The 20,562-nt window shown below is 42.1% G+C and carries 11 protein-coding genes and 1 tRNA gene; 6 read left to right on the top strand and 6 right to left on the bottom strand.

What is annotated here, in order from left to right; all coding sequences use genetic code 11:
- Window positions 1-108 precede the first annotated feature (108 nt).
- Both ACOFKR_RS11110 and ACOFKR_RS11105 read right to left on the bottom strand, forming a co-directional pair.
- Window positions 109-786: an ABC transporter ATP-binding protein gene (locus tag ACOFKR_RS11110; protein WP_419800868.1), complete on the bottom strand. Its 678-nt coding sequence runs from the start codon at window positions 784-786 to the stop codon at window positions 109-111.
- Window positions 787-1,010: 224 nt separating this feature from the next.
- Entirely contained in the window at window positions 1,011-2,264 is a 1,254-nt protein-coding gene (locus tag ACOFKR_RS11105) for an efflux RND transporter periplasmic adaptor subunit (protein ID WP_419800867.1), read from the bottom strand.
- A 409-nt stretch (window positions 2,265-2,673) separates the two neighbouring features.
- Between ACOFKR_RS11105 and ACOFKR_RS11100 the strand changes: the two genes are divergently transcribed.
- The 5 genes from ACOFKR_RS11100 (at window position 2,674) to ACOFKR_RS11080 (ending at window position 14,025) form a co-directional block, all read left to right on the top strand.
- Entirely contained in the window at window positions 2,674-5,049 is a 2,376-nt protein-coding gene (locus tag ACOFKR_RS11100; protein ID WP_419800866.1) for an ABC transporter permease, read from the top strand.
- 102 nt (window positions 5,050-5,151) lie between these two features.
- The gene (locus ACOFKR_RS11095) at window positions 5,152-7,527 is read left to right on the top strand and encodes an ABC transporter permease (RefSeq protein WP_419800865.1); all 2,376 of its coding nucleotides are present in this window, start codon (window positions 5,152-5,154) and stop codon (window positions 7,525-7,527) included.
- 119 nt (window positions 7,528-7,646) lie between these two features.
- Window positions 7,647-10,010, top strand: coding sequence for an ABC transporter permease (locus tag ACOFKR_RS11090; protein WP_419800864.1), 2,364 nt, complete (start codon window positions 7,647-7,649; stop codon window positions 10,008-10,010).
- A gap of 126 nt (window positions 10,011-10,136) precedes the next feature.
- A complete protein-coding gene (locus ACOFKR_RS11085; RefSeq protein WP_419800863.1) occupies window positions 10,137-12,512 on the top strand; it encodes an ABC transporter permease in 2,376 nt (791 codons plus the stop codon).
- Window positions 12,513-12,669: 157 nt separating this feature from the next.
- Window positions 12,670-14,025 (top strand): sigma-54-dependent transcriptional regulator, encoded by a 1,356-nt coding sequence (locus tag ACOFKR_RS11080; RefSeq protein WP_419800862.1) that lies wholly within the window; start codon window positions 12,670-12,672, stop codon window positions 14,023-14,025.
- A 491-nt stretch (window positions 14,026-14,516) separates the two neighbouring features.
- Here ACOFKR_RS11080 and ACOFKR_RS11075 read toward each other — a convergent pair whose 3' ends face one another.
- From ACOFKR_RS11075 to argB, 3 genes are all read right to left on the bottom strand, one after another.
- Entirely contained in the window at window positions 14,517-15,743 is a 1,227-nt protein-coding gene (locus ACOFKR_RS11075) for a TCR/Tet family MFS transporter (RefSeq protein WP_419800861.1), read from the bottom strand.
- A 56-nt stretch (window positions 15,744-15,799) separates the two neighbouring features.
- Window positions 15,800-16,612 (bottom strand): pyrroline-5-carboxylate reductase, encoded by an 813-nt coding sequence (proC, locus tag ACOFKR_RS11070; protein WP_419800860.1) that lies wholly within the window; start codon window positions 16,610-16,612, stop codon window positions 15,800-15,802.
- An 84-nt stretch (window positions 16,613-16,696) separates the two neighbouring features.
- Entirely contained in the window at window positions 16,697-17,485 is a 789-nt protein-coding gene (argB, locus tag ACOFKR_RS11065) for an acetylglutamate kinase (protein WP_419800859.1), read from the bottom strand.
- A 187-nt stretch (window positions 17,486-17,672) separates the two neighbouring features.
- Between argB and ACOFKR_RS11060 the strand changes: the two genes are divergently transcribed.
- Window positions 17,673-17,759 (top strand) — tRNA-Ser (locus ACOFKR_RS11060).
- Window positions 17,760-18,031: 272 nt separating this feature from the next.
- Here the strand turns inward: ACOFKR_RS11060 and ACOFKR_RS11055 are convergent.
- The gene (locus ACOFKR_RS11055) at window positions 18,032-20,524 is read right to left on the bottom strand and encodes a glycosyl hydrolase 115 family protein (RefSeq protein WP_419800858.1); all 2,493 of its coding nucleotides are present in this window, start codon (window positions 20,522-20,524) and stop codon (window positions 18,032-18,034) included.
- Between the last annotated feature and the right edge of the window lie 38 nt (window positions 20,525-20,562).

The following is a 20,562-nucleotide window of genomic DNA, read 5'->3' as shown; positions in this document are numbered from 1 at the left end:
TGTTAATGCTTCTTTTATCAATGTTTTTTAGTGAAAAGTGCGGGGAGCGACGTTTGAGGATTTGTAAGTCACTAATACCTCTTACCTCAAACCTCTCAACCCCCACACCTATACCAACAAATTCTCCGTAACCGTTTGTCCGTCCAGCATCCGGATAATGCGGTGGCTGTATCGCGCGTCATGTTCCGAGTGGGTTACCATTACGATCGTGGTTCCCTGTTCGTTCAGTTCGGTCAACAATTGCATCACTTCGTTACCGTTGGAGGAATCCAAGTTACCGGTCGGCTCATCCGCCAAAATCAGTTTCGGATTGTTGACCACCGCACGCGCCACGGCCACACGCTGCTGCTGCCCGCCGGAAAGTTGCTGCGGAAAGTGGTTGCGGCGGTGCATAATCTGCATTTTATCCAGCACGGTTTCCACGCGTGTTTTACGTTCGGAGCTATCTACGCCAAGGTAAATCAACGGTAATTCCACATTTTCAAAAACGGTCAGCTCATCGATCAGATTAAAGCTTTGGAAAACAAATCCGATGTTGCGTTTGCGCAGGTCTGCACGTTTGCGTTCATTAAATCCGGCGACTTCAATATTGTTAAACATGAAACTGCCGCCGTCCGGGTCGTCCAGCAAACCCAAAATGTTGAGCAGCGTAGATTTTCCGCAGCCGGAAGGGCCCATCACGGCCACAAATTCGCCATCGTTTACATGAATGGTTAGTTTGTTTAAAGCCGAAGTTTCAATGTCTTCGGTGCGGTAGATTTTTTCTAAGTCAGTAATTTTTATCATTGTTTGGAGGTTTGGATTATAATCTTACAACTCTTTATTTAAAAATATTTTTATTAAGAAAGGACACACCCCTGACCCCTCTCAAGAGGGGAAGCATAGTTTGCTACCTTTCTAATTCAGATTTTTATGGTTTAGAAAGGTATGCGCCATATTTCCCCTCTTGAGAGGGGTTAGGGGTGTGTTTTGCTTTCATGCACTTGATACTAAATACTTGATACCAATCCTTACTTTCCTAAAACAAGTTCCTGCATCGTTCCATAATTTTCATAACTACTTGTAACCACTTTATCGCCGGGTTTTAAGCCTTGTAATATCTCATAATAATCCGGGTTTTGGCGGCCGAGTTGGATATCAACTTTGTAAGCTGTTTTGCCGTCTTCACTTACTTTAAAAATCCAGTTGCCACCGGTTTGCTGGTAAAAGCCTCCTTTGGCCAGTAACAGAGCTTTCGTCTCATCGCCCAAAGCCAAACGAATTTGCAAGGTTTGCCCTCTGCGGATACCTTCCGGCACTTTGCCCACGAATTCCATATCAACCTGGAACCGGCCGTTGGTCACCTGCGTAAAAACTTTTTTGATTTTGAGTTTATAGGTTTTATCTGCAAAATCAAAATCGCCGGTCAATCCTGTAAAAATCCTCGAAATATAATGTTCATCTACATCCACCCGAACTTTAAAGCCGCTCAAAACATCGATCTGGCCCAAACGTTCGCCCTGGTGTTTGTTCTGGCCGATCTCTGCATCTAACGAAGTCAACTGACCGTCAACCGGCGCACGCACAATCAGATCGCCAACTTTTTCGCGCATCACGGCGAGTGCATTCTGCGTGCGGTCATAAGATTGTTTGGCCTGGTTCACTTCCTGTTTTGTGGAAACCGAATCCTGTTTTAAAATACGCTGCGTCAGTTTTTCGCGTTTTACCTGATAATTATACGCAATTTGAGATTGTTTAAACTCCTGTAAACCAATAGCTTTCTGTTCGTAAAGATGTTTGTTGAGCAAATATAAACGTTCGGCTTCTTTAAAAGCATTATCTACATCGGCCATTTGGTTGAGCTTGCTGATGGTGTTTTGCTGCGCCGCATTGCGTGAAATCTGCATCTGCGTGAGCAAGTTGAAAACCGAAGTTTCCTGGTTCACTAAACTCAGTTCCAAATCCGTATTGGCCAGTTTCATGATCGGCTGGCCTTTTTTCATAATGGCACCATCTTCCACAAATTTCTGGTCAACCCGGCCGCCTTCGTTGGCATCAAGATAGATCGTGGTAATCGGCATCACTACTCCGTTTACCGGTATAAATTCCTGAAACGGGCCATTTTTCACTTCGCTGATCGTAATGCGCTCGGTATCAACGTTCAGTTTTGATTTGCCGGAAGTAAAATAATAGCTGCCGCCGATCAGCAAAACCAATGCGGTAATCCCGGCGATGGTTAAAATCCGTTTTGTTGTCCACGTTTTTTTCTCGATAACTCTGTCCACAATGCTGTTTTTATAAGGTATTTTTTGGTGTTGTGTATTTACCGGTTGTATAGGAAAAGGTGTGCCATCAACTTAATCGCTTGAAAAACAATATTTTACCTGATAAAAGAAGTATCGGCTTGTACGTTTGCATTACAAATACTGTTCGGTATTGATACAGTGAGGTTTCTTTCCGTAGAGGACAACAACTGTCCGAAAACGGACAACATTTGTCCGCTAACGAACGGTTTTTATATGTTTTATTTTTTAATGAATTGATTGTTAGTTATTTACATTGCTGGCCTGTTGTGTGGTTAATAGCTTTCGCGGTCAGCTTTGTGCTTTCAGCTAAAAAACACCGATAAAAACAGTATCAGTTAAACAATAAATTCGCTGAAAGCTGATTGCCGAAAGCTAAAAACTAAATTTCATGCTCAAAAACTATCTTAAAATTGCCTGGCGCAGTTTATTAAAAAACAAGTTTTATTCGTTAATCAATATCAGCGGTTTGGCTGTGGGTTTAGCTACCGGCATTTTACTATTGCTTTGGGTGCAAAACGAATTGAGTTATGATAAATTCAACAAAAATTACCGGCAGATTTATAAACTCAGCGAACATTTTAACTCCAACGGACACGAAATGACCTGGTCGAGCGTACCCGCTTCTATGGCCGTTTATGCGAAATCAAATCCGGCAATTAAATCAACAGTACGGATTTTAACAGAGTTTGATCAAAACATATCCAACAAAAAACGCAGCAAAATATTTGATGGCAACAAGATTGCTTATGTTGACAACAGCTTTTTTTCCATGTTTGATTTCCAATTATTAAAGGGAAATATAAGAACGCTTTTCCCAAATATCAATTCAGTTGTTGTAACCAAAACACTTGCGGAAAAGTATTTTAATAGCACCGATGTGATTGGTAAAACTATCGGCTTTAAAAAAGAATTGTTTACCATCACCGGCATTTTGCAGGATTTCCCGGAGAACTCTTCCATGAATTATGATGCTATTTTCCCGATGGGCTATTACGGCAAACTATTTACCGAGCGCGGCGGAAACGGAAAATGGAAAACGATTGATGAAGATACGGGCAATTCCAGTTTTGATATTTATGTGGAATTAAAACCCGGCACTGACCCTAAGAAAACCGGACAGTTTTTTTCTAATGCTTTTAAAGCAGCCAGGAACGGCGATACTGATGCCGATTTCAGGTTGCAAAACCTTGCAAAAATTCATTTAACCGGTGCAGACGGCAATACTTCATCGCTTAGGATGGTACAAATTTTTATGCTGGTTGTTGTTTTATTGCTGGCAATCGCAAGTATCAATTATATAAATTTATCAACGGCACGTTCGTTGATCCGCGCAAAAGAGGTAAGTATCCGTAAAATAATTGGTGCGCAAAAGAAGCAGTTGTTTTTACAATTTTTGATCGAAACGGTTTTGTTGTTTTTTATTGCAACTGTTTTTGCGGTGATTTTAATTTACCTGTTTACGCCACTTTACAATCAAATTTCAGGCAAAAATTTAAGGTTTGATATTACAAACCCAGAGGCTCTTCAAGGTGCAGGTATTGCAATTTTGGGTTCGCTTATCGCTTCAAGCATTTACCCGGCGGTACTACTTTCATCTTTTAAACCGATACAAGCATTAAAAGGTAAAATCACTTCAGGTATTGGCATTGCTTCGCTGAGAAAAGGCTTAGTTGTGTTCCAATTTTCAATTTCTGTAATTTTATTGGTTTCTACAATTGTAATGGGCAAGCAGTTAAATTTTATCAAAAACAAAGATATAGGTTATAATAAAAGTTACGTTTTTTCTGTTCCGCTGACGGACGAAGTGGCAAAGCATTTAGACGCTGTAAAATCAGAATTACAAAAAGAAACAAGTATCAGTAACGTAGCCTCATCAGATGCTTATAATTTTTCTGATATGGGAAGTATGAGCGGAGATCTCGAGTGGCCTGAAAAAACACCCGGCAACAGCACAACCATCACCCAAGTTTCAGCCGATAAAGACCTGATCCCGACTATGCAAATTAAACTATTGCAAGGGCAAAACTTCTCTGGTTTGCCTGCGGATAGTGCTAACTTTATCATCAATGAAACTGCCGCTAAAAAGATGGGCTTAAAACAGCCAATCGGGCAGCAGATCACTTTTCACGATCACAAAGGAACTATTATTGGCGTTGTAAAAGATTTTAACTTCCAATCTTTAAAAGAAAAAATCACACCGCTTATATTTTTTACTTTTTGGAACAACCGCAATATTTTATATGTACGCACAACTGGCTCAAAAGCGCAACAAGCAATTGCCGCAACGGCAGCTCAATACAAAAAATATGCAGGCGACAGTCCGTTTGGTTACCATTTTTTAGATCAAAGTTTTGATGAACATTATAAAACCGATCAGCGGGCGGGCACACTGTTTGATGTTTTTGCCGGAATTGCCATTTTTATTTCCTGTTTGGGCTTGTTCGGGCTGGCTACATACACGGCACAAGTAAAAGTAAAAGAAATTGGTATCCGTAAAGTTTTGGGTGCAAGTGTCGCCAATATTGTAACATTGATCAGCATCGATTTTATCAAACTTGTGTTCATCGCAATTATAATTGCCGTTCCGGTGGCTTGGTGGGCGATGAACAAATGGCTCGAAGATTTTGCCTATAAAATCAGCATCTCCTGGTGGGTTTTTGCTTTTGCCGGAATGATTGCTGTTTTAATTGCTGTCTTGACCGTCAGTTTTCAGGCGATAAAAGCAGCATTGGCCAACCCGGTGAAGAGTTTGAGATCAGAATAAAAAAGCCGGGAGCGGAGTGTGGCGATTGGTGTTTATGCGCACCTTACACCTCGAACCCAATTTTATATCGATAAAAGAAGCATCAATAAAAAACTAAAAACCATGCTCAAAAACTACCTTAAAATCGCCTGGCGCAACCTGTGGAAACACAAAGGTTTTTCCGCAATTAATATTTCAGGTTTAACCATCGGTATCACCATTTGCCTGATGATCTTCCTGTTTATCCTGAACGAGTTTAGCGTGGATAACTTCCACCAAAAAGGAAAAAATATTTACCGTGTGATGCGTGGTTATGATGCGTTAAAGGCAAGTGTTCCTTATTTGTCAGGCCCTTATGCACCTGCTTTGTTAAATGATTTTCCGGGTGAAATAAAAAAAGCAGTACGTGTAAAGCCAACCAGCGGATTAATTTCTTTTGATAATAAAGCCTTTACTGAAAAAAATATATACGTTACAGATTCCGATTTTTTCGACCTTTTCTCTTTTCCGCTTATAAAAGGTAATGCTGCAACTGTTTTAAATGATCCATTAAGTGTTGTACTAACTGAAAAAACAGCAAGAAAATATTTCGGCAACATCAATAATGCAGTTGGAAAGGTAATTGAAATGGATAAACATTTGCAATTAAAGGTTACAGGTATTGCAAAGGATGTCCCTTCCAACTCACATTTGGATTTTGATTTGATCGTGCCAATTGCTAATTATTCTAAACAAGAAGATTTTAATATCTGGTTCAATAACTCCATGTTTACTTATGTTTTGCTTGATCCGAGTGTAAGTAAAGCACAAGTAGAAAAGCAGTTCCCGCATTTTATGGACAAGTACATGGGGAAAGATATGGCGCGTTCGGGCGCAAAGTTCTCGCTTTCCCTTACGTCTTTAAGCGACATCTATTTTGAACACGTTTATGATTTCGACAATGTGAAGCATGGTGATAAAACCGTGGTGTACATTTTCCTTTCCATCGCGGTTTTGATTTTGCTGATTGCCTGTATCAACTTTACCAACCTTTCTACCATTCGGGCAGTAGAGCGGTCTAAAGAAGTTGGTCTGCGCAAAGTTTTGGGTGCTTTGCGAAACCATTTGATCTGGCAGTTTATCGGCGAATCTATTTTGATCACGCTTATTTCCTGCATATTATCTGTCGCACTACTGTTTTTACTGATGCCTTTTTATGATGATCTGCTCGGTTACAATTTGAATATTTCCTTCAATTCGCTTCCAATATATCTGTTTTTACTTGGCGTAATTGTGTTGGTTGGTTTCCTGGCGGGAAGTTATCCGGCATTTTTTCTTTCTGCTTTTTCTCCGGTGCAGGCTTTAAAAGGGAAACTGCGCTTGGGCAAAGGCGGTGCATTTTTTAGGCAAATGTTGGTGGTTGTACAATTTAGCATTTCGGTTTTTCTAATTATCGGTACCATTGTGATCATGAAGCAAATGAGCTATGTAAAAAGTAAAGCTTTGGGTTACGACCAATCACAAACGGTCATCGTTAAAATTGACAACGACGATATTTATGACCACCGCAAAACCTTTAAAACCGAGCTGCAAAATACGAATGGAATTGCATCAGTTTCGTTGATGTCAGGCGAGCCAGGCGGTTACTACGACCTCCACACTTTTGAAGCACAAGGCCAGCAGGATGTTTGGAAATCCCGAACTGAATTTGCCGATTTTGAGTTTGTAAAAACTTTAGGCTTAAAAATAATTGCCGGAAGAAATTTTTCTGCGCAATATGCAACAGACAGCACGAAGTCGGTCTTAATCAACCGGACGGCTGCTACTAAGCTTGGTTTTACACCAGAACAAGCTTTAGGCAAACAGTTATCTGATAAAATGCGCGACAGCACCAAAAGAACAATTATTGGTGTGGTTGAAGACTACAATTTCCTTTCGTTAAAACAAAACATGGATGCTTTGGTGATTTCGTCGGCGGAAGACCATCGTGTAGCTGTTATTAAGCTTAAACCAGGAAATATAGCCGCCGGATTAGCAAGCATAAAAGAAGTATATAGCAAAATTGCGCCTGTTTATCCTTTTGAATATACCTTTCTCGACCAAAAATTTGAGACTACTTATAAAACTGATCTCCGCCAGCAAACCATTTTAACCATATTCTCCGGACTTGCCATTCTGGTGGCTTGCCTGGGTTTGTTTGGCTTAGCTTCTTTTACAGCAGCAAAACGCACAAAAGAAATTGGCGTACGGAAAGTATTGGGTTCATCGGTACAAAACATCCTGCTGCTGTTATCCAAGGATTTGTTGAAGCCGGTTCTGCTTTCTACCCTTATTGCCATTCCGCTTGCTTATTTCGTAATGGAAAAATGGCTGCAAAACTTTGCTTACCGCACCACTTTGCATTGGTGGGTTTTTGTTTTGGCTGCGCTGGTTACGTTTGCCATAGCTTTGGCCACCGTCAGTTTTCAGGCGATAAAAGCAGCATTGGCCAATCCGGTGGAAAGTTTGAGATCAGAGTGAGGTATGAGGTGCGGGGTTTGAGCTATGAAACGATAGCTGATTCATAAACTTGCCTCAAACCTCTTACCTCAAACCCAAAAAACACCGATAAAAGAAGCATTAATAAAAAACTAAAAACCATGTTCAAAAATTATCTAAAAACCGCCTGGCGGAACCTGATCCGCAACAAAGCATTTTCGATCATCAACATTGTTGGGTTGGCCATTGGGATGGCTGGGGCAATATTGATTTTTGAATGGATACAAAACGAATTAAGTTTCGATCAGTTCCATGCCAATAAAAACACACTTTATAAAGTTTGGAACCGCAATACACCCAAAGGCGAAGTTTATACCTGGGACGTTACTTCCGGCGCAGTTGGGCCGACTTTAAAACAGCAGTTTCCGGAAGTGAAAGCGGTTACCCGAACCGGCTGGCCTACGCCGAGGTTGTTCAACTTTTCAAATAAAGCAATTAAAGCGACAGGATTGGACGTAGATAAACCATTTTTGACCATGTTCAGCTTCCCGCTGTCGGAAGGCAGTTCCACTCATGCTCTGGACGATGTGAACAGCGTTGTACTCACCCAAACTTTGGCATCAAAAATATTCGGTAATCAGGATCCAATGGGGAAAATTGTAAAGATCGATAACAAAGATGCTTATAAAGTTACCGGGGTGATGAAAGACTTGCCCAACAACACGCAGTTCGACTTTGAATATCTGGTTTCGCTTGCCGCAAACCCTTACACGGCAAGTATGGAAACCAAATGGAATACCAACGCCTTCCATACTTATGTGCAGTTGCAACCCGGTGCTTCGCTGGCAAAATTGGATCAAAAGATAAAAGACTTAGTACTCGATCATGATTCGACAACAGCGGAAGAAATATTTTTGCATCCGGCCAGCAAATGGCATTTATATTCCCGGTTTGATAACGGAAAAGTTGTTGGTGGCAGGATTGAAACGGTTAGATTACTTTTTATGATCGCCTGCCTAATTTTGTTGATTGCCTGTATCAATTTTATGAATTTGAGCACGGCACAAAGTGAAAAACGTGCAAAAGAAGTTGGTTTGCGCAAAACAATTGGTGCCGGAAGATGGACGCTGATCAAACAGTTTTTGGGCGAGTCGGTCCTTTTAGCTTCTATTTCCGGAATCATCGCCTTGATACTTGTGCAGATATTTCTTCCGGCATTTAATCATATCACAGATAAAAAGCTGACAATAGAATATGGAAATCTTTTGTTCTGGCTTGCCGGAATTGGTTTTATATTGATAACCGGTTTGTTGGCAGGCAGTTATCCGGCTTTCTATTTGTCGTCATTTAATCCTGTACGTGCTTTGAAAGGTGTTTTTAAGGCTGAAAAACAAATCATCACGCCACGAAAAATATTAGTGGTTGTTCAATTTACAATTGCTGTTGTTTTAATTACTTCAACCTTAATCATTTATAAACAAATAAAATACACACAAGAACGAGATACCGGTTACACGCAGGATAATTTATTGGAACATCCAATTGAAGGTGATATTTCAAAAAATTTCGACCTAATTAAAAACGATCTTTTAAACCAAGGTATCGCGACAGCTGTAAGTAAAACCAGCATGACAATTACCATTGAAGGCAGTATATCACAAGGCTTACAATGGGGCGACCAAAATCCAGATCATTCAAAGATTGCCTTCACGCAGTTTGCAAGTACCGGCGATTTTGCCAAAACAATGGGTTTAAAGATAATTGCAGGAAGAGACATCGATATTGCAAATTATCCAACTGATAGTAACGCCGTGTTACTTAACGCAACTGCAATCGACTGGATGAAAATCAAAAACCCAATTGGACAAACCATTACCGCTAATAACAAATCACTCAAAATTATTGGTGTTTTTAAAGATTTTATTGTCGGTTCGCCTTATCAACCGGTCAGTCCGATGGTAGTTTACGGCACAAAAAGCTGGTATTATGGTAACATGCTTATTCGTTTAAACGCCAACCAATCCATAGCGAAAAGCCTGCAAGCAGCGGAAGCTATATTTAAAAAATACAATCCGGCTTATCCTTTTGAATATAAATTTGTGGACGAGGAATATGGAAAGAAATTTGCAGAGCAGCAACGCACCGGCGAGTTGGCGGCTTTGTTTGCCGGGTTAACAATTGTGATTTGCTGTTTGGGTTTGTTTGGCCTTGCTGCTTATATGGCCGAAAATCGATCTCGAGAAATCGGCATCCGGAAAGTTTTGGGAGCTGACGTTGCCAATATTGTGCAATTGCTTACCTGGGAATTTGTTGTATTAGTAGCAATTGCTATTTTAATTGCAACACCCGTAGCTTGGTATGCCATGCATAAGTGGTTACAAGATTATAATTATCGGATCAATATCAGTTGGGTAACATTTGCTTTGGCCGGAACGCTGGCCATCATCATCGCTTTATTAACCGTCAGTTTTCAGGCCATAAAAGCAGCATTGGCCAATCCGGTGAAGAGTTTGCGGAGTGAGTGAGGTTTGGGCTGAGAGGTAAGAGGGATTTGTAATGTTTCATAACTGAAACCTCACACCTCTTACCCAAAATTATACCGATAAAAGAAGCATTGAATTATTGACTGAAAGCTATAAAACTAAAACACTATGTTCAAAAACTATTTAAAAATCGCCTGGCGCAACCTCATTAAAAACAAAGTTTATTCCGCTATTAATATTGTTGGTTTGGCCGTTGGGATGGCGGTTGCCATGCTGATCGGTTTTTGGGTTTATGATGAATTGTCGTTCAATAAAAGTTTTGACAATTATGATCGTGTTGTCCAATTTATACAAAATTCTACCAATGGAAATGATGTTTCCACGCATCCTACTATTCCAATTCCTTTGGTTTTAGAACTTCGAAATAAATACGCTTCTGATTTTAAACATTTGGCTTTAGCACGATATCAGGAACAGCATATTTTGGCCTTCGGTGATAAAAAGGTGAACCAAACCGGAATTTATGCTGAGCCGGAATTACCTCAGATTTTATCGTTAAAGATGATCGGAGGACAATTGCTTGGCTTACAAGATGAATCGGGAATCATGATTAGTGAATCCCTGGCCAAGATCATTTTTGGAAACATTAATCCCATCAACAAAATCCTTTTGACAGATGACAAAAAATCATATAAAGTGAGCGGCGTTTTTAAAGATTTCGCGCAAAATTCGGAATTTAAAGATGTCAATTTTTTAATGCCCTGGGCGGCTTTAGTTGCACAAAAAGAATGGATAAAAAAGGACTACACAGAATGGAACGATAATTCATTTTTGCTTTACGGACAATTAAGTGACCATGCAGAGGTAAGTAAAGTGAACGCAAAAGTTAAAAACATTTTAACCGGGAAACCTAACAGAGATGATAAACCGGAAATTATTTTGCAACCGATGCGTAAATGGCATTTGTACAATGAATTTAAACAAGGGAAAAATATCGGCGGAGCGATACAATATGTCTGGATGTTTGGTTTGATCGGCCTGTTCGTTTTGCTGTTGGCTTGTATTAATTTCATGAATTTGAGTACGGCACGCTCACAAATCCGGGCAAAAGAAGTTGGCGTGCGGAAAGCAATTGGTTCGCAGCGCAAACAATTGATTTTTCAGTTTTTAAGTGAATCGGTATTGATTGCATTTTTGGCTTTACTCCTTGCTGTTTTATTGGTACAACTTGCACTGCCAAGTTTCAACCAATTGGCGGATAAACAACTCCATTTTCCATGGTCAAGTGGTTTATTTTGGCTGACGGTTTTGGTTTTCACTTTTTTGACCGGTTTGATTTCCGGCAGTTATCCGGCTTTGTATTTATCATCTTTCAACACGATCAAAGTTTTAAAAGGAACGTTTAAAGTCGGACGTTTTGCTGCCCTTCCGCGTCAGGTTTTGGTGGTTTTGCAGTTCAGCATTTCGGTTTCGATCATCATCGGGACAATCGTCGTGTTCAAACAAATCCAATATGCCAAAAACCGGCCGCTTGGTTACGATAAAAATGGCTTGATCACCGTTGTCATGTCCACGCCAAATTTAAATGGAAAATATGATTTGCTCCAAAGTGAACTGCTTAATTCAGGTGCTGCGATAAACATGGCCGAAGCTTCCAATTCTACCACAAATGTTGGCGCCCATTTGATTGGTTTTGAATGGCCCGGAAAAGACCCAAACCTCAATTCCGTTATCAGTATTTCTTGGGTAACGCAGGATTTTGGGAAAACGGTTGGTTGGCATTTTGACGGAGGCCGGGATTTTTCCAGACAATTTAAAACCGATACGGCCGCAATGGTATTGAACGAAGCTGCCGTAAAACACATGAAACTGAAAAATCCGGTTGGAGAAACGGTCAAATTTGATGATAAACCTTATCGTGTAATCGGTGTGATCAGGAATGTGCTGATGGAATCGCCTTACGAACAAGTACCGCCGACTGTGTTTTTCATGAATTACGACCAGGTTGGTGTCATCACGATCCGGCTGAACCCAAAGATGGGTACCAGCGAATCCATCTCAAAAATAAAAGCCATTTTTGAAAAACTTGATCCTGCTGCACCTTTTGATTTTCGGTTTGTGGACGAAGATTTTGCCAAAAAGTTTGCGATGGAACAACGGATCGGAAGCCTGGCAACCTTTTTTGCAATTTTTGCTGTATTGATCAGTTGTCTGGGCATTTTCGGTCTGGCATCGTTTATCGCCGAACAACGTGTTAAAGAAATTGGCATCCGCAAAGTATTGGGCGCAAGTGTTTTGAACCTTTGGGGCTTGCTTTCCAAAGACTTTTTGGTTTTAGTGTCGATTTCGTTCCTGATCGCAATACCACTTTCCTGGTATTTCATGCACAACTGGCTTCAGCATTACGAGTACCGTACCGGGATTTCCGTTTGGATATTCGTCATCACCGCAATGGGTACGATCACGATTACCTTGGCCACCGTCAGTTTTCAGGCGATAAAAGCAGCATTGGCCAATCCGGTGAAGAGTTTGAGATCAGAATAAAAGAGCCGGGAGCGGAGTGTGAAGATTGGTGTGTGTCCGCACCTCAAACCTCGCTCCCCGCACTCAAAAATATATGATAAAAGAAGCATCGATCTTATGTAAAAACCTCAAAACTCAGCACAAAAAGCTATCTTGCCATACAAAAACATAATCTTTTATGAGTTTAAAACAAGCTTCCGTTTTAGTGATTGATGACGATACCGATGTGCTTACCGCCGTTCGGTTGCTCCTGAAAACGGAAGCAAAAGAAGTAGTAACCGAGAAAAACCCTGAGAATTTACGCGCCATTTTAGCCCGTCAAAATTTTGACTTGATTTTGCTGGACATGAATTTCAACAGTTCCATCAATACCGGCAACGAGGGTTTGTTCTGGCTTAATAAAACCCGCGAATTCAAATCCGGTGCGGCCGTGATCATGATTACCGCTTACGGGCATATTGATCTGGCAGTAAGGTGTTTGAAAGAAGGCGCAGCGGATTTTGTGGTGAAACCCTGGCACAATGAAGTGTTAATTAATGTGCTAAAAGAAGCATTGGCCAAACGCGCAAAAACCAAATCGCCGCAGGTTGTGGCGGCTAAAAATCCGGTTGTAGGCAGCGAGCTGATCGGCGAATCTGCTATTATGCAGGATATTTTTTATAAGATTGAAAAAATTGCCCCAACTGATGCCAATATTTTGATTTTAGGCGAAAATGGTACAGGTAAAGATTTGATTGCCAAAGCTATACATCAGCAATCCCTTCGTGCAGCAAAACCTTATGTGAAAGTGGATGTGGGCGCATTGTCTGAAAACTTGTTTGAAAGCGAACTTTTTGGCCATAAAAAAGGTGCTTTTACCGATGCGCGTGAAGACCGGGAAGGCAGGTTTGAAGCTGCAAATACCGGCACCTTATTTTTGGATGAAATAGGAAATATCGCTTTGCACCAGCAGGCCAAATTATTGAGTGTGCTGCAAAACCGGCAGGTTACACGGCTTGGCAGCAACCAGCCGGTGGCAGTGGATATCCGTTTGATTTGTGCCACAAACGTGCCCCTGATGGAACTGGCCAACGAATCCCGGTTTCGCCGGGATTTGATGTACCGTATCAATACAGTAGAAATCACTGTTCCGCCGCTGTACAAACGCGGAACCGATATTTTATTGCTGGCTAAATATTTTGGAAAAGTTTACAGCAAAAAATACTTGAAACCAGAACCTGAATTCGATACCAAAGCGACCGAAAAACTGCTGCAATATGGTTTTCCGGGAAATGTGCGTGAACTGCAATACACCATGGAACGGGCAGTGATTATGGCTGATGACCATGTACTGCAAGCCAAAGACCTGATTTTTTCGCCCATAGAACAAGCACCTGAAATGAGCGAACCGGACGAACTGCGCCTGAGTTCTATCGAAAAAAACACAATTTTGCGGGTGATCGAAAAAAACAGCGGCAACATTACCAAAGCCGCCAAAGAACTCGGCATCACGCGCACGGCTTTGTACCGACGGCTGAGTAAGTATGATATTTAGAGCGTGAGTTTGTAGCTATCAGCCACTTTAAAGCTGCAAACAATTACCACTTGTTTAATTATTAGAAATACTTGCGCTGTTGATTTTAGCAAACCTGCGGTTGCCGGTATTATGTTCTTTTTGCTTGAACAAAAAGAACCAAAAATTCAAGAATGCCGGATCGCCTCCAGGCGGCATTCATCCCAGCGCGCCTGGGTGGCTACCTTGCAAACGGCTTGTCCTTTTTAATAAAAAAACAAATCCTTTTTTAAGCCCACTTAATTTATACTGATAAAAGAAGCATTTGAGAAGATATTTTTCAACAATTGAAAGATAACAAAGCAGACATTCCGATTGCAAAGTCTCCGCCTAGGAGCGTAGGGTCAACAAAACGCCCAAAGGGATTGGGTTTGTCTTGATCTTTTGGTTCTTTTCCATCAAGGGAAAAGAATATAAACAAGGGTTGAAAGCCCGCTTTGATACAATTTTAAGCCGATAAAAGAAGCATCAGCCTAAACTTTTTTTTCTACCGGAACCCTTTTCATACTCCGATAAGCCAACACCGTACTAACCAAAATCAAAACCCCACCAACAAAAAACGGCGCACCGGGAAATAAAAAAGGCGTTTTGGAACTGGTAAAATAAGCAAACAAACTCGTCATCATTACGGGTGCAAAAATGGTGGTGGCGCTCATCAAACTGGTTAACGCACCTTGCAGTTCGCCTTGTTCGTTTGCTGGAACAAAGCCCGACATGATGCTTTGCAAAGCCGGACCAGCAATTCCACCAAGCGAATACGGAATAATAAAAACAAACATCTGCCATCCGTTTAAAGCAAACGCAAACAGAAACAAACCTATCGCATACAAAATGAAACCAACATACAAGCTTTTTTCGGTTCCCAACTTCGGGATCGTCCAGCGGATGACAACAGTTTGCACCAAAGCCGTCATCAAACCAACAAAACCAAGTGAAAAACCAACCATGGCTTCGTTCCACTTAAATTTTTCCATGCCGTAATAACTCCAGGTGCTTTGCATTCCGTTGTTTGCCGTGTAAAGCAAAATCAGGGAAACGACCAAGCCGCTGATGGCCGGATATTTTTTCAATTGCATCAAAGCACCAACCGGGTTGGCGCGTTTCAGTTGGAACGGCCGCCGGTTCTCTGGAGCAAGCGATTCAGGCAACACAAAATAACCGTACAAAGCATTGAGCAAACTCAGCCCGGCGGCTGCCATAAACGGAACGCGCGAACCATATTGTCCCAGCAATCCGCCTAAAACCGGGCCAATGATAAAACCGATGCCAAAAGCAGCACCAACCATCCCGAAGTTTTGCGCCCGGTTTTGCGGCGTGCTGATATCGGCAATGTAGGCCGAAGCGGTGGTAAAACTGGCACCTGTGATCCCTGCAATGGTACGGCCGACAAACAGCCAGCCGACCGATGGTGCAAAAGAGAGAAAGAGGTAATCCAAGCCAAAACCCAAAAGCGAAAACAGCAAAACCGGCCTTCTGCCAAAACGGTCGCTCAAATTGCCCAAAACCGGCGCAAACATAAACTGCATGATGGCATAAGCAAAAGTAAGCCAGCCGCCAATAACCGAAGCCTGACTTAAATTGCCCTGGATCATTTCGGCAATAAGCTTAGGCAGTACCGGGATAATGATGCCGAAACCGGTTACATCAATCAGCAGCGTTATAAATATAAAACCAAGTGCAGCTTTTCGCGGGGAAGCCATAACAATGACGGGTTAGGGTAGAAGCAAATTATAAAATTTAGGCGATAAAAACAGCATCAGTCCTCTTTGTACAATTCCCCGGCTTTGATGGCCGATGTTTTAATGCCTTTGATCATGGCCGAACTGAAACCGTTATGTTCCATCTCGTTCAAACCGGCAATAGTACAGCCTTTTGGCGACGTTACTTTATCAATTTCCTGTTCGGGGTGAGAGGCAAGCTGCAGCAATAAATCTGCCGCGCCTTTGGCCGTTTGCGCCGCCATTTTTAAAGCATCGTGCGCATGAAAGCCAATTTCTGTTCCGCCTTGCGATGCTGCCCGGATCGATCTTAAAAAGAAAGCAATTCCGCAGGCACACAAAGCCGTAGCCGAAGTCATCAGTTCTTCGTTGATTTCGATACTAATGCCAACAGTGTCAAACATGGATTTGACCAGTTTCAGGTTTTCTGCGGAAGCATTGTCAGTGGCAATACAAGTCATGGACTGGCCGATGGCAATGGCCGTATTCGGCATCGCACGCACCACCTGCACATCAGCTTCTAATTGTTTGCGGATGTCGGCACAACTTACGCCGGAAATCACCGAAATGAACAACTGTTTTTGAATGTTGATACCGGGTTTAATCTCTTCCAGCAAGCGGTTTAGCTGCTGCGGCAATACGGCGATAATCACAATGTCTGCTTCTTTTACCGCATGTAAATTTTGGTTGGAAGTTTTAAAACCGGTATCGGCCTGTGCCTGCAAAGCGGCAAGGTTACGGCGTGTCAGGGTGATGTTTTGAGGTTTGGAAATATTGGCTTTTACCAAGCCTTTTGCCAAAGATAAACCAATGTTGCCGCTGCCGAGGATTGTGATATTTTTGTTGATCATTTGTTTAGTTAAATTATGTATTTATTTGATTTTAAGCTGAATAATAATCAGGTTTGAGCAGAAATAGAACTGATCTGCAGGACTTCAGTTTCTTAATGTCGTGCCAAACGCTGATTTTTTTCCAAGCAGGTGCAGCTCATCAGCCTGACCAATTATAACTTCTTTTACACCACTTTTTATGGCATCAAAAGCATTGTCAAGCTTGGGCAGCATTCCTTCAGAAACAATCTTTTTCAGTTTTAACTGCTCATAACGTTCGGGGTCAATCTCGCTGATCAAAGAATCTTCATCATCAATATCCTGCAAAACGCCTTTCTTTTCAAAACAGTAAATTAATGTGGTTTCGTAAATTTTGGCCAATGCCACGGCCACAGCGGCCGCAATCGTATCGGCATTTGTGTTGAGCATTTGTCCTTCGCCGTCATGTGTCAACGCACAAAAAACAGGTGTAAAAGAAGCATCCAGTAATCTGCCAATACTTTCTGCCCGAACAGAATGCTTGTCCAGATCGCCCACAAATCCGTAATCAATTGTTTTAACGGGGCGTTTTTTTGCCCGGATAAAATTGCCGTCGGCACCGGTCAAACCGATTGCATTGTTGCCGTAACGCTGCAATTGCGCCACCAAGTTTTTGTTGATCAGCCCGGCGTAAACCATCGTGACCACGCGCAAAGTTTCAATATCGGTGATGCGGCGGCCATCAACCAATTTGGCTTCAATCCCCATAGCAGACGATATTTGCGTGGCCACTTTCCCGCCGCCGTGCACCAGGATTTTCAGCCCTTCCAGCGCGGCAAAATCCTTCAGAAACTGGTGTAAATTTTCGGAATTGTCGATCACGTTGCCGCCAATTTTAATTACGTAAAGCTTCATGCTTCTTTTATCGGGTTAAATTTGTTATTGCCGAAATTAAGAAATTTGTTTTGTGCCGAAACCGGTTTTGGCAAGATTAAAGGTTTTGCCGATGCTGTTTTTATCACCTAAATTTCAGTCAAAAACCAATTTAAGATTTTATTGGCTTTATAATGATAAAACCCTAAGTTTGCCGTCCCAAAACCACGGAGAGATGTCAGAGTGGTCGAATGAGCCAGCTTGGAAAGCTGGTGTACGGGCAACTGTACCGAGGGTTCGAATCCCTCTTTCTCCGCAAATTTTGATAACAAAACGTATTAAAAGCCTGCAAATCAAATGATTGCAGGCTTTTTTGTTTTAGTCCAAATCCGTGTTTATTCACCGATTCCCGGTAAAAAAGTGCGTGATTCGGTGAGTAAATTAACGGATTTTTACACTCACCGAACTGTGCATAAGTTTCTGATATTCAATTTATTCAGAAATTGAACATCTTTCATCCTGCCTTTATGTTTAAAGATAATACAGCCATAAAAACAGCATGAAAGATTTGTTCCCCTTTTAGGTTGGTTATAGCGGCTTTACTTCCAGCTCGTTGATCACCAATCCCGGATCGGGCAAATAAATCTTTACTGTTGTTTCTTCGTTTTTGTCCGCTTTAAAAACCGTTTCGCCTTGTGTGTAACCCCTCAAAACATTGATTTCCCAGGGCTTGGTTTCGGAAAAAGATTTCAAACCGACCACTTGCACCGGACCATCGTTCACAGCGATGCCGTAACGCATCAGCAAGCCGTCGTAAACCCGAAAAGTAGGCAGGCATTTTACGGTTATCCGGTTGTTGCCTTTGGCAAGCTTAACTTTGTACGCTACGTAAGGTGCCTTGCTTATTTCGTTTTCTGCAAAAGATTTGTCCGGGAAGGGCAACACGGTCACACCACGGCCGGTAATCCCTAACCCTGCTATGGTTTTGATAGAAAAACCCTTCAAATCCTGTTTGCGCTGATAAGCAGATGCCGGTATATGGTCTATACTGCTGTCTTTAACAAGACTATATGCTGGGTTTTGCCTGTTTTGATCCAATAATTTTTGTGGCGCGTTAAACATGGGGATCTCACGCGGATGCGCGTCCATCATGCCGCTCCATTTGCCGCCAGCTATGCTATCATTATATTTTTTGGTGAGGGATTGTATCTGATCATAAGCGTGTTGTGCTTTTTTTAGATAGGAAACGGCCGCGTTTGCATTTACATCGGCACCGATGCTCTTTTTAGCATATAAAATCTTCTCGTTCATCAGTTTCGCGCCTTCAACCGGGTACAGGATCAGTTCATAATAAGCATCCTGCAAACGCTCAGGGATGCTTTTGGCCAGTTCCTGAGCCTGATTAGCCAGCTCCTGATAATCTTTCAACCGCTGGTCAGCTTCGGCTTCCGTATAAGATACAAGATCGATATGTTCCGGTTTTCCGGCCGCCGCCAACCGGTAATATTCAGCTTTGATGGCCGCAATCCGAAGCGCATAAGCTTCGCCAAAAGTTTCTTTTGCCCAGGACAGTGCATAATCACCGGCTTTTTCGGGCGGCCATTTATTTACGTCCCAGGCCAGGTCCATGGCAAACTGCGTTTCCAGTTCAGCGGGTTTTAAATCGCCCACGTTAAAAACCCATATCCTGCGGGCGTTAAACTGATAGGCCTTGGTCATCTCGTAAGAAGTTAATGTAGGCGAGGTTGAACACAGCCACAAATAATCCTGCGGTGTGCCCCAGTAAGAAAAATGATAATAAACGCCGCTGCCGCCACTACGCTTTTGTTCGGCCGGGTTAGATAGCTGGCGGATATAACCGTGATTGTCGTCCACCCACAAAATCGTAACGTCTTCCGGAACTTTCAAACCGGCCTGGTAAAGCGGCAGCACTTCTCTGTACGGACAAAAAAGCTGCGGGATTTCATCGGCAGGCTTGCCCAAACGTTTGGCCAGGATTTCCCGCTGATCATGGATTACGTCTTCCAGGACTTTTATTTTGCCCTGTACTGTTGGCGGGCCAGACATGGCGCCATCTTTTGTGGCGCGCATCCCTACCGTGTAAATTGCATCATTGTTTACGGATTGCTTTGCCCGGTCATCAAAAAAACGATAAATCTCCTCTTTATTGGTATCGTAACGCCAATCGCCATGCGCTTTGCCATATTCTTCTTTAAAATTTTCGTTCCATTCAAATTCGGTGTTCCGAAGCATGGGTTCATGATGGGAAGAACCCATTACAATGGCGTATTTACGTGCAAGCACCGGGTTTTCTTTATAATACCAGAAAGCTTTGGTTCCTGGATGCATGGCCGGCCACAAATAATTTGCCTTTAACCGCAGCATTAGCTCAAAAATATGTGCGTACGTTTTCGGGCCGATGTCTTTTTTATCGACATCCATGTTTTTGGCTGCCCAAGGGCGCAAACCCCAGTCTTCATCGTTTAAAAATATACCGCGGTATTTTACAGATGGCGGCCCTTCTATACTTTTGCCGGGCGTGATGTAAACTGCATCATGGTGAGCCGGTACAACATCGGCCCACCAAACAAATGGCGACACGCCCATCATCCGCGAAAGTTCAAACACGCCAAAAGCAGTTCCGCGCTTATCGCTCCCAAAAATAACCAATGCTTGTTTTACCTTAGGAAAAGGATTATTGACTACTGCTATTGAAAACGTTTCCCATTTACCACGTACTTTTTCTGCCTGTATTTTTTTGCTTTTGATGAGCTGGTTGATCAAAGCTGATTGCCCGATCGTGCCGATGATGACCGGATAAGCAATTAAATTTTTGCTGTTTCTGATAATGGCCGGACTTAATCCTGCCATCAATTTGATGTCGTTTTGAAATGCCGTTGCTGCAATACTTACCACTTCCGCATCAGCAGCATCAATATATAAAGAAGCTGCTTTACTTTTATTTACCAATGGAAAATAGCCGCTGTTGGAATTGTAAGAAACTTTTACGGGAACGGCTTGTGCAAGCAAAGGATTGCCTGTATAAACAACAAGAATACAACAGCAACATAATGTAAACATAAATTTTTTCATAACCCGTTTTACTCTAGCAATAGTGA

Source organism: Mucilaginibacter sp. (genome assembly GCF_965201005.1).
Lineage (GTDB): Bacteria > Bacteroidota > Bacteroidia > Sphingobacteriales > Sphingobacteriaceae > Mucilaginibacter_A.
This window is presented reverse-complemented; position numbering and strand designations above follow the sequence as displayed.

Excerpts from the sequence above, each read along its gene's own strand:
- argB (WP_419800859.1), bottom strand. The coding sequence starts at position 17,485 with ATGAAGCTTTACGTAATTAAAATTGGCGGCAACGTGATCGACAATTCC.
- ACOFKR_RS11095 (WP_419800865.1), top strand. The coding sequence starts at position 5,152 with ATGCTCAAAAACTACCTTAAAATCGCCTGGCGCAACCTGTGGAAACAC.
- ACOFKR_RS11100 (WP_419800866.1), top strand. The coding sequence starts at position 2,674 with ATGCTCAAAAACTATCTTAAAATTGCCTGGCGCAGTTTATTAAAAAAC.
- ACOFKR_RS11080 (WP_419800862.1), top strand. The coding sequence starts at position 12,670 with ATGAGTTTAAAACAAGCTTCCGTTTTAGTGATTGATGACGATACCGAT.
- ACOFKR_RS11085 (WP_419800863.1), top strand. The coding sequence starts at position 10,137 with ATGTTCAAAAACTATTTAAAAATCGCCTGGCGCAACCTCATTAAAAAC.
- ACOFKR_RS11075 (WP_419800861.1), bottom strand. The coding sequence starts at position 15,743 with ATGGCTTCCCCGCGAAAAGCTGCACTTGGTTTTATATTTATAACGCTG.
- ACOFKR_RS11110 (WP_419800868.1), bottom strand. The coding sequence starts at position 786 with ATGATAAAAATTACTGACTTAGAAAAAATCTACCGCACCGAAGACATT.
- ACOFKR_RS11055 (WP_419800858.1), bottom strand. The coding sequence starts at position 20,524 with ATGTTTACATTATGTTGCTGTTGTATTCTTGTTGTTTATACAGGCAAT.
- ACOFKR_RS11090 (WP_419800864.1), top strand. The coding sequence starts at position 7,647 with ATGTTCAAAAATTATCTAAAAACCGCCTGGCGGAACCTGATCCGCAAC.
- proC (WP_419800860.1), bottom strand. The coding sequence starts at position 16,612 with ATGATCAACAAAAATATCACAATCCTCGGCAGCGGCAACATTGGTTTA.